The following is a 13,985-nucleotide window of genomic DNA, read 5'->3' as shown; positions in this document are numbered from 1 at the left end:
TCGCGCGGGAGAGTCTTCAGGACATCCCGTTCGGGTAGGGGATGCTCATGAACTCCTGATCCAGCTGCTGCTGATCCATCCTCAGCCACTTGTGGGCCAGTTGGTGCACCACATCGTGCGGGAGTCCGGGGTTGGGCGTGGCCACCGACGGCTTCGCGGCGGTCTGGAGCGCCCAGGCGAATCCGACGAGCGGGTTGATCCGGTTCCACCGGTCGGCATCGATCCCCGTTTCGGACATGGCGCGAATGATGGCGTGCCAGATGTGGTACCCGAGCGGAGCCGAGCCGTTCGGGCCGTAGTTCATGGTGTGGACTTGGTTTCCCTGTCCTTCTCGCGGATCGAAAAGAGTTCCCTGTCCGAATGCCGAGAAGGCGCGGGTGAGGCCCTTGAAGTCTTCGTCGAAAAATCTGTCGAAGACTGCGAGCTCGGTTTGCGAGATAGCTGAGAGCTGGTCCTTGAAATCTTTCATCCGGGCCGCGAAGCTCTGCGGGTAAGTGCCTGCACGCATGTGATAGCGCCAGGATGTGAGAAACGCCCCCTCTACTTGGTCGCCGAGTTTCTGGCGGAGTTCATCCATCGCCTTAGCGAAAGCGGGGACCGGGCGGTGGTAGGTGTCCTGGTCGAACGCGTGCCACAGCTCCATGGCGCGGGCGTCGTCGCGGGCGTTGCGCCCTCGTGACCGGCCTGTCGCCTGGGCGTTGGCCGGGATTGACGCAATGGCCGCTCCCGCGGCGAGACCGAGCGAAATCCGTACTACTCCCCGCCGGCTGAGCCGGTCATTCATGGTGCTCCCTGCTTGGTCGGAAGTTGGCCCACAGTGACCCTAGCAGTGGTGTCTATATTGCATCTATATTTCGCGCAGCAGCGTTCGTGGTGCCTCGACAAACGCTCTCTCGGGATTCTGACAGGTGCCCGAGGAGATGGGGTGACGACTCGAAAAATATAGACTCCACTGGCATCGTTCGGGCGTTGACGATGCGGCGGCCGTGTGCTTCTGTGGACGGGTCCGAGCGGATTTCGACGCTCGGGTGCCAGTGTAGATCTAGGTCACACCGAAAGGAGAAAGATATGCCGCAGGCCCTTGCTGAAATGGTCGGGGAGCTCGACCTGTCGATCGACCAGGAGGTGTTCTCCGCCCCCGGTCGCGGTGACCTCGGTGCCAGTATGGCGGTCGAGGGTGACTGGACCACATCCACCACCTGCTGGAGCTGCAAGTGGACGTGCGACTGCCCTCCCGGCTCCACCTGCACCTGCTGACAACGGCGTGAGGGGTAGTCGCACCCCGGGTGCGATCCCGCTGCCGTGATTGCTACCGGCCATGCGAGGGCGCGCTGCGCCAGGCGTCCTCGCATGGCCGGTCCGGGTTGGGGAAAGGGACGAGGGGGTTGGCGTGAAACAGGACAGCCGCCGGCAGGCGCCGCAATCACGAACACTGCTCCAGAACATCGCAGGCTCCCTGCGGCTCAGCTACCAGGCGGACCGTCGGCTCTTCGCCCTCGCCGTGGGCCTGCCGGCCGTGGCGGCGCTGCTCGGTGTCGGCCAGCTGTTGGTCATCCGCGGAGCCGCCCAAGCGTTCGTCGGGCGCGGCTCCATGCCCGATGCCAAGGTCGCTGTCGAAGCGATGCTCCCCTGGCTCGGCGCCGCGGTGGGCCTGACCATCGTCGGTGCCTCGATCGACAACATCCGTGAGGTCATCCGCGAGTTGCTGTCCGAGCACGTGAAGCGGCTGACCGCGACCCGAATGCACGGGGCAATCGCTGCACTCGACCTAATCGATTTCGACAGGCCCGAGATTCACGATCGGATGACCAGGGCCGAGGCGACGGCTGACTATCGGCCCACCCAGGTGGTGCGCAGTTCCACCTCGCTGCTCGCGGCGGCCCTACGGGCGACTGCCCTAGTCGGCTGGCTCTTCCTCCTGGAGCCCCTGCTGGTACCTGCCGTGCTCTTGACCGTAGTCCCAATCTTCTTCGTGTCGACCAGGCTGGCCGGCCAGCGCTTCCAGTTCATCGGCCGGGTGACCCCACTGGAACGCAGGCGCCGGTACCTGGGCCAACTGATGTCCACCCGTCAACCTGCTGCTGAGGTACGCTCGTTCGGTCTAATGGCGCACCTCTCCGAGCGATATGACCGGCTGTCGCGTGAGCGGCTGGATGAGCTCAGGACATTGCTCGGGAAGCAGCGGCGGAGCCTCCTGGGCGGACAGCTCGCCCTCGGGCTGCTGCTGACCTCCAGCATTGCCGTCCTCGGCTGGTTCTACTACTCGGGACGGCTCGGCACGCCGGAAGTGATCGCGGCGGCGATGGCGCTATCGCAACTCGGAGCCCAGCTCGGAAGTCTTGGCTGGCCGTTGAGCGAACTCGCTGAAGCCGGGCTGTTCCTGAGTGACCAGCAGGAGTTCTACCGGTACGCGCAGGGGACGGGCGGCGCGAACCATGAGCGCCGGCTGCCCGAGCCGCTCGACGAGCTCCGCGTCGAGAACCTCAGCTTTCGCTATCCCGCAGCCGACCGCGATGCCCTGAAGGGCGTCACGATGACCATCCGGGCCGGCGAACTGGTGGCCTTCGTCGGTCCCAACGGCTCCGGAAAGACGACTCTGGCCAAGATTCTGGCCTTCCTCTACGAGCCGACCTCTGGGGAAGTACGCTGGAATGGCCTGGATTCGACGATTTATGACCAGGAGGTCCTACGGGACCAGGTCACCACGGTCTTCCAGGACCACGTCACCTACCAGTTCACGGTCGCCGAGAACGTCTCCATCGGCGATGTCCGGCGCACACCGGATCGTGGCGGGATCGACCGCGCGATCGACGACGCGGGGGCGGGGGACATCATCGGACGCCTCTCCAACGGTGTCGATACCCAGCTCGGCCCGGAGTTCGTCGACGGGACCTCGCTGTCGGGCGGAGAAGCCCAACGGATCGCGATCGCCCGCTCCTTCTACCGCTCCCGCGAACTCGTCATCCTCGACGAGCCAACCTCCGCGCTCGACGCGCAGTCCGACCACGCGCTGCTGAACGACATCAAGGCCCACCTGAACGGCAGGACCGCGATCGTCGTTTCCCACCGGTTCTCCAACGTCCGCAACGCCGACCGGATCTTCGTTCTCGACAAGGGCGAGGTGGTGGAGAGCGGAACGCACGAGAGCCTCATGGCCCTTCAGGGCCTCTACTCCGACATGTACACCCTGCAGGCAAGCGTCTTCATGGAGGCCCAGTGATCTCCGACAGGACGGTCGGCCGTACCCGGCAGGCCGGTGAGCGCCCACTGTCGCCGCGGCTCGGACTCATCGAGTATTTCGACTTTGCGCCGGACCGTTCACGCCAGGAGAAACAGGAGCACGCGACGACGGCGGCGCTGCTGGCCGACGAGGTCGGATACTCCCGGATCTGGATCCCGGAACACCACGGACCGGCCAGCGCGTGTGCCAACCCGCTACTGCTCGCCGCGATGCTCGGTACCCATGTCCGCCGTGCCCGCGTCGGCTCGGCGGTCACCTTGCTGCGCATCCGCGACCCCTACCTCACCGCCGTTGAGGTGGGGGACGCGGTCGGACTCAGCCCCAACGGCTTCGACCTGGGCATCGGGCGCGGCGACTTTGGTGGACCGGGATCCGAGATCCTCGATCACCTCCGGAAGAGCGACCGGCAGTTCACCGCCGCACTGGACCTGCTGCTGGAACTGCTCGACACCGGGTCGCCGGCCATCGCGCCACTGAACCTGCCCTACGAGCGCTGGATCCACGGCGCGGGCGGGGGATCCGCCGAGGTGGCCGGGAAGCTCGGGCTGAACTACTCGCACGGCCTCTTCCTCAACCCTAATCTGGACACCTGCCTGCAGCAGTTCGAGACCTACCGCTCGCTGCGCCCGGACTCGGGGACGACCGCGGTGGCGATGACGGTGCTGACCAGCGACCGGTCTGCCGCCACGATCACCGACGCGCACCGCCGGCCCGTGGTCGTCAACTGCGCCGGCAGCGTCGAGGAATGCGCCCAGGCGATCGTACGGGTGCAGCAGATGACCGGTGCGGATGAGGTCGTCATCGCCGAGGTGTCGCAGGACCCCGTCGCGCACAGCCGAGCGGTCAAGGACATCTACGAAGCGGTCGCAGCGCTTTGCGACTGAGAGGGAAGGACAGCGAGTGTCAGCCGACATAGGACTGTTGCGCGTCGCCGCGTTGAGTGTGGACGAGACCTGGGGACGGCCTGCCGACGAACTGGTCCAGGACCCGAGGGTGGTGACGGCCGTGGCCCTGGCCGCCGGTGCCGAGCTGGTCGCGCTGGCCGGGGACCACCAGCGTGCGCAGAGCACCATCGGCCGGTACGCCAGCAGGATGGGAGGTCGCGCGACCCCCTACGGTCTGTTCGCCGGTACCGCGATCGCTGGGATCGGCGCCGTCCAACGCCTGGTCCTGGGCGACCGAGAGGGCGACCGGGCCCGGATCAGGTTGGACATAGAGGCGCTGGAAGTAGCCATCAAAGAGGCCCTCGACGAAACCGGCCCGGCCCAGTGGCCGCTGCGGGTGAATCCCACCGCGCGCCGCAGCGGCCCCGACCTGCGGTACGCGAAACAGGGCGATGCCAGCGCTGACGTCGTCCGGCTGCGGGCGACCCCCGCGATCGAGGAGGTCCGGCGGATATGCGGCGCCGGCACGGTGTTCGGCGCCGACATCATCGACGCGATCACCGCCCGTAGCCCCGGAACCCCCCGTTCCGCGGTCAGCGCGTTCCTGGCAAACCTGGTGGACTCCGGTCTGCTGCTACGGGCGATCAACCTCATCGAGCCGGGGCGCGAGCCCGGGGACATCACCGTCGAGGTGCTGGAACGCGTCGGCAGCCACGGCCGCGCAGCGGCCGTCCGCGAGCTCCTCGACCAGGCCTGCGGGCTCCGGCCGGTCGGCCCGTACCTCACCGAGGCGCTAGCCGGCGCCTGGGATAGGGCCAGCGAATCGATTGCGGCACTGCGCGGCGTACCGACGAAGGACCGCTACCACATCGACCTGGAACTCCCGGTCCGGAAGGCGATCATCAGCCGCGATGCCGTCCGTGACCTTGAGGAGACGTTGCGGCGACTCGACGGCCTGTTCCCCGCACCCGACCCCCTCAAGAGCGCCCGGGAGGCGTTCCAGGCCCGTTATGAGGACGCGGAGGTGCCGCTGCTCGAAGCCACCGACCAGGAGAACGGCATCCTCGCCGGTTCGGAACGCGAGATGTCCAAGGTGGCCGAGGAGGCTGGCGTCCAGTCCTACGGCGCCGCTCCGAAGCTGCAGTTGCACTCGCCAGTCGTCCGGGCGCTGACGCACTGGCTCAAGACCGGAGAGTCCTTCGACATCGGGGTCTATCCGATGGCCGAGCGTACCCCCCAGCAGTCGGCACACGCCGCCCTCCTCGGCGACCATGAGGGCGGGTTCCACAGCGTGCTGCTCGCGGGCCACCGTCGGACACCCACTGCCCTGCTGGCACGCTTCGCGCTGTCCCGACCGGACGTCGAACAGCGGCTGCGGGCCTGGGTGGAGGAGCAGCGAGGGGCCGACCCGACCGAGGGTGCGTCGTCCGCACCCATCCGCGCCGAACTTGTCCACGCCCCGGAAGGGCGGGTCGGAAACGTCCTGCTCCGACCGAAACTGCTCGACGACGCCATTGCGTTCTCCGGCGGCGCGGGCGGCACCCTCACGTTGGACCGGCTTCTCATCCGCCTGGTCGGCTCGGAGTTCCGGATCCGGGACGCCGAGACCGGGCGGCGAGTGCTCATCGAGCTGAACTCGGCCCATAATGTGGGAGCTGTCGGCTCCCATCCGCTCTACACGTTCCTTGGCCATGTCGCGGACATCCGGCCGATCGGCTGGACTTGGGGTGACCTCGGCGGGCTCCCGCACCTGCCCCGGGTGACCTGCGGGCGCGTCATCGTGGCGAAGGAGGTGTGGCACCTCACTTCGGACGAGGTCCGTCGGATCCTGGAATCCGCGCGACCGGCCGAGGATTTGCGCGCCGCGCTGGAGGGCCTCGGTGGGCGGCGCTGGATCGGAGTCGGGCAGTATGACCAGGTCCTCCCCATGGACATCCACTCCGACGGGTCGGTGCGCGACGCTCTGGAGCGCATGCGCACCCGCAGCCACGTCGAGTTCATCGAGATGCCGCAACTGGAGGCCCCGGCTGTCGAGGGGCCTGGCGGTCGTCACACCGCTGAAGTCATCGTCCCGCTTAGCAGCACCGTCCCGCCCGAGTCCGGTGCGGAGGTGCCCAGGGCCTTCGACCCGGAACTGGGCCGCAAGTGGACGTATTTCAAGTACTACACGGGGACCGCCGCCGCCGACCGCCTGATCGGGCGGGTGCACCGCCTCGCCTCCGATCTGGAGTCCAAGGGGCTGGTGAACGCGTGGTTCTTCGTGCGCTACAACGACGACGGGCACCACGTTCGGGTGCGGATGAGGCCGGTGCGCCCCCAGGACCGCCCCGGCGTGCTGGCGGAGATGGAGGATCTCGGCCGGGCCCTGGTGGCTGAGGGGCTGGCCTCCCGCACCGCGGCGGGCGAGTACGTCCCGGAGATCGGCCGGTACGGTGGCCCGGCCAACCTAGCGCTCGCGGAGGAGCTCTTCTCTGCCGACAGCGACGACATCGCGCAGTTCCTCGCCGGCGGCCCTGACGAGACCGCGCGCCTCTATCGCGCTGTCTCGGATGTCGTCCAGTGGTGCGGTGTGCTGTTCGACGACGATGCACAGCGCCGCAGGTTCCTCAAAGCCTGCCAGGACGGCCTGGGCCTCTCCTTCTTCAAAACGGGCAACCGCGTGGGCAGGTACCACCGGGAGCATCGTGCCGCGCTGGACCGGGAGTCGGCCGAGGGCACGGTGAGCCCGGGAACTGCGGCAGCACTCAAGGTGCTGATCGAATCCCTCCGTTCCACTGAGAACACCAGAACGACCATGCGTGTGCTGGCGTCCGTGCTGCACATGCACTGCAACCGGATCTTCGCCTCCGATCCCCGGCGGCTCGAGTTCCTGGCCCATGAACTGGCAATCCGGAAGATGCGTGAGCGTCAAGCGCGATTGGAGGCCTGAGTGTCGAACGGAGCGTGTCACCACCATCATCACGAGCCGCCGGAGCCGCTCGGTACCGAGGATTTGATGTCCCTGGCCCGAACCCTCTACGAGGATGCACTCGAGGGCGCAGCCGGGACGGACGACTTGTCCCTGCAGCTCGACGTGACCCTGGCCCGGCTGGAGTTCTCCCGGGTGACCGGCGAGGACCAGGGCGCGATCGGCGCCTTCCGGGATGCCTTGGGCCTGCTGAGAGTCGGGCACGGCGCCACCCCCTGGCTGTACGGCGGTGCCGCACACGTGGGCTGGACGGCGGTGCAGCTGTCCAGGGTCCACGGCGTCGCGCTGGGAGGTCTGACGGCCATCGACGACACCGTCGTGCGGTGGGTCGAGGAGTATCCGGAAGACGTCGACGTGGATCTGCCGACCGGGGTCCTCGGGCTCGGCGTCTACGGCTTGGTGCATCCCTCCCGCAGCACCAGGGAGAAGATCACATCGGGCGTCATGGACGTGATCGAAGCAAGAACCGAACGCGGGGACGGAGCGTTCATCCGACTGGCACCCGCCCGCTTCCGGCTCGCCGAGACCCCCCACCTGGTCGGCTACCGCGACCTCGGCATGGCGCACGGCAACGCCGGCCTCGTCTCCTTCCTCGCCTCGGTCGCGATGAGCGACACACCCGCCCGGGAGCGGGCTAGGAAGCTGCTCGACGAAACCCTGGCATGGCTGCTGAAGCAGCGCACCGACACGGACGGAGCGGTGTTCCCCCAGGCCGTCGAACTGCGCTACGAGATCTCGCGCAGCGCCTGGTGCTACGGGGACCCGGGCATCGCCCTGGCCCTGGACGTCGCCACGAAGGCGACGGGCGACCCGGAGGTCGCGGAGGTCGCACAGCACGTCGCGGCCACCGCCGCAGTCAGGCCCGTGGACCGCACCCGGGTGGTGGACCCATGTCTGTGTCACGGCGCCGCCGGGCTGATCTACTTCGCGAACCGCGTGCGGGGCGATCACGGACTGCCGGCAGCCGATGTCGTGATCGACTTCTGGACGTCCTTCGTCCAGCGCCGCCGGGCCAGAGGAGGCCTGGAGTACTATGGCCGGGAAGGAATGCGGCCGGAACACTCGTTCCTCGAAGGAGACCTGGGGGTGGCTCTGACGCTGCTCCACCTCGCTTCGGGGGTCCCCCCGTTGTGGGAGGAACGGTTGCTCACCATCCCCATCGGTTCCGGGCGTACGGAGTGACGGCCCGATGATCGTGCACCTGAGAATTCCGATCGTCAGTGTCGACGAGGTGGCTGCCGTGGGACGGGCGGACCGGCTTCCCACCGACCTCGCCCGGATCGCTGCGGCGGGCGCCCAGCTGAACGGCACCGGGGGCCGCGACGCCGCCACCGCGGGTGAGGTCTTCGACGCCTTCATGCACGCCCGCGCGACCCGGGCCGCCCGGCCCGTCGGCCTCTGCGTGACGGTCACGGCCACCATCGGGCACAGACGCAGACTGGACATGCCGGCGAGGCCGAACCTCACGGTGACCGCAGGCCTTAGTGGCGGCGCGCTCCGCGCGCTGCTCCACCGCGCCGTCACGACGGCCGGGTCGGACCTCGTTCGGCTGCGGCGCAACCCGACGCTGCGCAGGGCCGGTACCAGGTACGAGTTCCGTACGTGGCAGGGACCGGATCTCGTGCTCTCCGCGGTGAGCGCCTCCACGGCGATCGATGCGGTCCTGGCCGCCTGCGGTGAGCACGGCACCGAACGGACTAGGGCCGCTGCGGCCCTGGCAGCGGCGTCACCCGCGACACCGGTCGAACGGTTCGACGCCTTCCTGGACCGGCTGATTGACGCGGGCGTGCTCCTCGCCGACCTGGCGACGACCGCTGACAGCGGGATGGAGCGGGCTTGGGAGGTTCTCACGGCTGCAGGGGAGGACGAAGCCATGGGGAGCCTTCGCGCGCTCCAGGCGGGGCTCGGCCAGGAGCAGCCGCTGCAGCAATATCTGGCCGAAGGCGTCGCCGGTGTGTGGCCGCGCCACACCGCGTCTCTGGAGGGGGTGCTGACCGACGTCCCCGAGGGCGAGCGACTGCGGGTGCGGATCGGGACCGGAGTGGCCCTGCCGGCCGTCGACCGCTCGTCGCTCGGCGCGCTGCGTAAGGCCTACGGGCGAGTCCTGTCGTTGGCGGACGAGTCGCCTCGGCAAGCGGCCCTCGACGCGGCGTTCCTCGCGCGCCACGGCGACGGCGCTGTCCCGGTGGCCGAACTGCTGGATCTTGAGGCCGAACTCGCTGACCTGCCCTGGCGGTCCGGCCGCTCCGGGGAAGCCGCCGAGCGGACCTGCGCGCGGGCACTGGCCCAATGGGCCCGCACCGGCGAGTCCTTCGATCTTCTGGCGGAGACCGGCCAGCCGGACGGCCCGAGGGACGCCGGTGTGACCGACTGGATCCACGCGGCCCTGCTCGACCAGTACGAAGGGCGGTACTGTGCCGTCCTGCTCGGCGGGTACCACCATTCTCCGCAGCCACTGCTCCAGGACTTCGGAGTGTTGTCGGAGGAGACCGACGGCACTGCGGAGCTGGACGACGTCCTGGTGTCGCTTACTCCCGGGTCGGGTCCGGAGCTCTGGGACCGGCGGACCGGCGCCCGAGTGCATCCGTGGCCGAGCCACTCGCGGACGGGTCTGCAGCGGATGCTCGACGCGCTGCTGCAGCCGTTCCTGGACCCCGGCCCGGTCCAGTGGACCTGGGGTGCCCTCGGCGAGGAACTGCCGCACCTGCCCAGGGTGGTGGCCGGCCGCGTGATCGTTGCCCCCGAACGCTGGCTGTTGAGTGCCCCCGCCGTCGAGGACATCCTCGGTGCGCCCGACGTCAGCGCCGGTCTGCGCGCCGCGCTGCCCGGTCTGGGGAACCGGCGCTGGCTCGCCCTCGCGGGTCGGGGCCAGACACTGCCGGTGGACACGTCGGCCCCGGCCGCCGTCGAACTGGCGCTGCAGGCTCTCGCGAACCCCAGCGGCGTGGACTGCCAGGAGCTTCCGCACTTCGAGAGCCCCGTGGTCTCCGGAGGCGGCGGCAGGCACACCGCGCACCTCCTGCTGCCCCCGGAGGACGATCCGCGCCCGCGCACCGCCCCCGCTCAGAGCTCATGGACGCACCAGTGGCTCCGGGTCCGCGGCGAGTATCAGTGCCGCTCCACGGTCGTGGACGAACTGCCGGGGCTGGTCGGCGCGAGGATGGAGAAACTGGCGGCCGAAGGGTGCGTCGCCCAGTGGTCGTACGAGTGGCACGGTCTTACCCTCCGGCTCGACTGCCGGGCTGCCGACGCCGAGCAGCGCCCGGCGGCCGTGGCCGAGCTGGACCGCGTCGGGTTGGACCTCATCGCCGGTGGCCAGGTGGTCCGGGCCGCCGTCGTGGCGGTTGCCCCGAACGTCGATCTGCACGGTGGGCCGGACGTGCTCTGCTTGGCCGAGGAAGTGCACCGGGTGGACAGCCTCGAGACCGCCGGGTTCCTGGCAGGTCGGCCCACGGACGAGGAACGCATGCGGCGGTGCGTCGACGACTTCCTCGCCTGGTTGCCCCTGCTCGACCGCCGGCGGGACGAGCAGATCGCCATCGTGGCGGCAATGGCCGCCGCGGTGACGGCGGAGCCGCAGCCACGGGCCGTGCCGGTGCCCGCCCGCTCGGCGCCGTCCAGCGGAAACGGTGCCCTGGAACCCCTGCTCACCCGGTATGCGCGCCGAGTTGACGGCAGCGACGGCCGGAGCCGGCGGGCCTTCGCCGCACTGCTCATCTCGCACGGCGCCCGGCTCTTTCCGGCGGAGGGCCCCACACGCCTGCAGGAGGTCTGTGACCTGACCGTGCGTGCCCTACGAGTGGACGCCGGCCCGGAAGAGAGGAAAGAGGTTGCCGGTGCAGCGGGATGAGGACCGGCTGAAGGCCGCGTTCCGGTTGCTCGTCACGGACCCGGTGATGACGCAGCGACTGCTCGCGCACGACGGTGGTCCGTCGGCCGAAGCCGCGGGCGCTATCGGGCTGTCCGACGTGCCAGGTGCGGCGGTGGACGCCGCGCTCGGGCACCTGCGCGCGGGCACCGGGGCAGGCCCGGGCGGTGGTGACGGCGCCGAACTGACTGGCGCCGCCGCGCTGATCGCCGGATGCCTGGCGGACTGACGATGAAGCCGGAGCGATTCGAAGGGCACGACATGCGCGTTTGGGACCAGCCGCCGCACCTATCGGTGGTTCACTACCGGGGTGTCGAACTGAAGGCGGTGAAGAACTACTTCCGGGGCACGCAGCGCAGCGTCCCGCCGGAGGAGACGCTTCGGCGGATCAGCCCGCTCTTCCCCGCAGCGGGCATCACCAGGCTGGCAGACATCACGGGTCTCGACACGGTCGGCATCCCGGTGACCCTGGCCATCCGTCCCAACGGGCGGACGCTGAGTAGCAGCGCGGGCAAGGGCATGACCCTCGAAGCGGCCCTGGTCTCCGCAGCGATGGAGTCCCTGGAGCTGCACCACGCCGAGGAGTGGTCGCCCGTAGCGGTCCGCAGGTCGTACGAGGAGATCAGCGACGAATTCCCGGTACCGGACCCGGAAGACCTGCCGCTCTCCCGGGCGGCGCCGTTCCCGCCCGACTGGCCGTACCTGTGGACCTTCGGTTGGGACGTCCTCTCCCAGGAGGAGGTCGCCGTTCCCGTCTCGATGATCCACATGGGGAACCGTACGAGCCGGATCTTCGACCTGTTCTCCTTCCAGGTGACGTCCAGCGGGCTGGCCTCGGGCAACAACCTCGCCGAGGCCCTGCACGCCGCCCTGTCGGAGGTCATCGAGCGGGACGCGGCCACCTGCCGACAGGAACGCTGGGACGCGCAGCGCACCCCGCCCCCGGTTCTCGACCCTGATGCCGTCGAACTGCCCGCGGTGCGCGAACTGCTGGACCGCCTGCGCAAGGCGGACGTCGGTGTCCTGCTCTTCGACTGTACGGTGGACACCCGGGTGCCGGTGTACATGGCGGACATCTTCGACCGCACGCGCCAGGTCGACGGAACCTACCGGGGCTATGGGGCCCACCTGGACCCGGAGATCGCCCTGACCCGTGCGCTCACCGAGGCGGTGCAGGCCCGTACCGTCCACATCGCCGGCTCCCGGGACGACATCTTCCGCAACCGGGACCTCCACACCCACGCCCACGCCGACCACGAGTACGAGCGGATGCTCTCCATGGCCGACGGGACGCCGCCCGTCGTGGCGGGCCGTCCGGGAGCCTCGGAGGCGACCGCCACCTTCGAAGGGGACATCTGCCTGATGCTGGAGCGGCTCCGGGCCGTCGGAATCCAGCGCGTGATCGTAGTGGACCTGAGCCGTCCGGGGTCGCCGATCTCGGTGGTGAAGGTCGTGGTTCCCGGGCTGGAGGGTTACCGCATGGAGAACTACGCGCCGGGCAGGCGTGCGCGCCGGTTCGCGCAGAGCTCCGCGATCGGAGTGAACTCGTGACCGTCATCGTCTTCCTCGGGCCGTCCCTGCCGCTGGACGAAGCACGCGGCATCCTTCCTGACGCGGTCTTCTTCCCTCCGGCCAAGCAGGCGGACATCGCGACGGTCCTCACCGTTCACGACCCGGACGTCATCGCCCTGGTCGACGGCGAGTTCCATCAGGCCCGTTCCGTCTGGCACAAGGAGGTGCTGCTGGCCCTGCAACGCGGGGTCCGGGTGTACGGCGCTTCGAGCATGGGAGCGCTGCGCGCGGCGGAGCTCGAAGCGTTCGGGATGCGGGGCCGGGGCGAGGTCTTCGCCCGTTACGCCTCCGGGGAGATCATCGACGACGACGAGGTCGCCCTGACGTACGCGTTCGAGGACGGGCGTTACATCAAACTCTCAGAACCCATGGTCAACATCAGGGCGACCGTTGAGGCGGCTCAGGCGCGCGGCGTGATCTCCGCGGAGACGGCACGGCTGGCCGTCGACACCGCGAAGGGCCTGCACTACCGCGATCGGTCCAGGGCGCGGATCGCCGCGATGCTGCGCACTTCCGGAGCGGAGGAGGCGCGTCGCCTCGACGTGTTCTGGCGGGAAAACCTCGTCGATGTGAAGGCGGACGACGCCCGCGCGCTGTTCGGGGAACTGGCGGACCGGCGTAGGCCCGCCGACGATACGGTCGTGCCGTGGACGCTGGCACCGACCGCGAGCCTGGACACGCTCTACAACCGTGAACGGCAAGTGGAGTTCGACGGGGTCCGCATCGCTCTTTCCGATGTCGCGGACCACGTCCAACTGCACCACCCGGGGGCCGGTCGGTTGAACGAGGACGCCTTGAACCGGGCGGTGGCCCTCGTCCTGGCGAGGCTTCTGCACGTCACTCCGTCGGAGCGCGAGATCGACGAGGAGGCCTCCCGCTGGGCGGCCCGGCACGGATACGAGGACGAGGCCGCGTTCGCGGGGTGGCTGAGCCGCAACCAGGTCACGCCTGAGGAGTTCCGGGGCCTGGCGCGGGAGGCGGCGCAGTGCCGGGCGCTGCACCGGTGGTTGCTGTACGCGCACCACACGGAACGCAGTGCCAAGCCGTTGTTGGATCACCTGCGATGGAACGACGAGTTCGAGAAGTGGGGGAGGGGCGCCGCCCTGGCCGCGGAGGCCGCGCGGGAGTCCGGTGTGGAACCGGCGGAGGTCGCGGCGAGGAGCGGCCCGCGGCAGCTGCGCGGCGAACACGAGGCGTGGACGGGCCGCAGGAGCGAGGCCGGCTATGCGGTCTGGGCGGAGGAGGCAGGGTTCAACTCGGTCCAGGACCTTACCCATGCTCTGGCTCGGGCCGGGAGTACGCGCATTGGGCTGTTGGAGGCGCTGCGCCGGATCGTTCCGGAGACGTAGGGCCTGTCCCCTGGGGCCGGATCGGGCCTGCGAGCGCCGGATTCTGACGGCCCGTGCGGTATCACGAAGGGGTGAAGCGCCTTGCTGGCTGAAGCATCCTTCT

Annotated in this window: 10 protein-coding genes; 9 read left to right on the top strand and 1 reads right to left on the bottom strand. The window is 69.3% G+C overall.

The genetic code is table 11. From position 1 onward, the window contains the following. Nucleotides 1-16: 16 nt before the first annotated feature. On the bottom strand, nt 17-784 hold the full coding sequence (locus tag ACFU9E_RS32515; protein WP_380679291.1) for a hypothetical protein: 768 nt from the start codon (nt 782-784) through the stop codon (nt 17-19). A gap of 284 nt (nt 785-1,068) precedes the next feature. Between ACFU9E_RS32515 and ACFU9E_RS32510 the strand changes: the two genes are divergently transcribed. The 9 genes from ACFU9E_RS32510 to ACFU9E_RS32470 all read left to right on the top strand — a co-directional run bounded on the left by ACFU9E_RS32510 (nt 1,069) and on the right by ACFU9E_RS32470 (nt 13,882). After that, nucleotides 1,069-1,257: a hypothetical protein gene (locus ACFU9E_RS32510; protein WP_380679294.1), complete on the top strand. Its 189-nt coding sequence runs from the start codon at nt 1,069-1,071 to the stop codon at nt 1,255-1,257. Nucleotides 1,258-1,390: 133 nt separating this feature from the next. Beyond that, nucleotides 1,391-3,220, top strand: coding sequence for an ABC transporter ATP-binding protein (locus ACFU9E_RS32505; RefSeq protein ID WP_380679297.1), 1,830 nt, complete (start codon nt 1,391-1,393; stop codon nt 3,218-3,220). Next, a complete protein-coding gene (locus ACFU9E_RS32500) occupies nt 3,217-4,125 on the top strand; it encodes an LLM class flavin-dependent oxidoreductase (protein ID WP_380679300.1) in 909 nt (302 codons plus the stop codon). Before ACFU9E_RS32505 ends, ACFU9E_RS32500 begins: the two co-directional genes overlap by 4 nt. A gap of 16 nt (nt 4,126-4,141) precedes the next feature. Beyond that, the gene (locus tag ACFU9E_RS32495) at nt 4,142-7,054 is read left to right on the top strand and encodes a thiopeptide-type bacteriocin biosynthesis protein (RefSeq protein ID WP_380679303.1); all 2,913 of its coding nucleotides are present in this window, start codon (nt 4,142-4,144) and stop codon (nt 7,052-7,054) included. Between the two features lie 66 nt (nt 7,055-7,120). Next, nucleotides 7,121-8,275, top strand: coding sequence for a lanthionine synthetase C family protein (locus ACFU9E_RS32490; RefSeq protein WP_380679306.1), 1,155 nt, complete (start codon nt 7,121-7,123; stop codon nt 8,273-8,275). A 7-nt stretch (nt 8,276-8,282) separates the two neighbouring features. Next, nucleotides 8,283-10,943 carry a lantibiotic dehydratase gene (locus ACFU9E_RS32485; RefSeq protein ID WP_380679309.1) on the top strand — a complete coding sequence of 887 codons (2,661 nt, stop codon included), beginning with the start codon at nt 8,283-8,285 and terminating at the stop codon, nt 10,941-10,943. Beyond that, on the top strand, nt 10,930-11,190 hold the full coding sequence (locus ACFU9E_RS32480; RefSeq protein ID WP_380679312.1) for a hypothetical protein: 261 nt from the start codon (nt 10,930-10,932) through the stop codon (nt 11,188-11,190). The genes ACFU9E_RS32485 and ACFU9E_RS32480 overlap by 14 nt, the downstream gene beginning before the upstream one ends. Nucleotides 11,191-11,222: 32 nt before the next feature. Continuing rightward, nucleotides 11,223-12,512 carry a YcaO-like family protein gene (locus tag ACFU9E_RS32475; protein WP_380679315.1) on the top strand — a complete coding sequence of 430 codons (1,290 nt, stop codon included), beginning with the start codon at nt 11,223-11,225 and terminating at the stop codon, nt 12,510-12,512. After that, entirely contained in the window at nt 12,509-13,882 is a 1,374-nt protein-coding gene (locus ACFU9E_RS32470; protein WP_380679318.1) for a TfuA-like protein, read from the top strand. Before ACFU9E_RS32475 ends, ACFU9E_RS32470 begins: the two co-directional genes overlap by 4 nt. Nucleotides 13,883-13,985: the final 103 nt, after the last annotated feature.

This window comes from Kitasatospora sp. NPDC057595 (assembly GCF_042800875.1).
GTDB lineage: Bacteria > Actinomycetota > Actinomycetes > Streptomycetales > Streptomycetaceae > Kitasatospora.
Note: the sequence above shows the minus strand (reverse complement) of the source record. Positions and strands in the feature narration are given on the sequence as shown.

Coding starts and splice junctions, on each gene's coding strand:
- ACFU9E_RS32475 (WP_380679315.1), top strand. CDS start 11,223: ATGCGCGTTTGGGACCAGCCGCCGCACCTATCGGTGGTTCACTACCGG.
- ACFU9E_RS32510 (WP_380679294.1), top strand. CDS start 1,069: ATGCCGCAGGCCCTTGCTGAAATGGTCGGGGAGCTCGACCTGTCGATC.
- ACFU9E_RS32485 (WP_380679309.1), top strand. CDS start 8,283: ATGATCGTGCACCTGAGAATTCCGATCGTCAGTGTCGACGAGGTGGCT.
- ACFU9E_RS32515 (WP_380679291.1), bottom strand. CDS start 784: ATGAATGACCGGCTCAGCCGGCGGGGAGTAGTACGGATTTCGCTCGGT.
- ACFU9E_RS32490 (WP_380679306.1), top strand. CDS start 7,121: ATGTCCCTGGCCCGAACCCTCTACGAGGATGCACTCGAGGGCGCAGCC.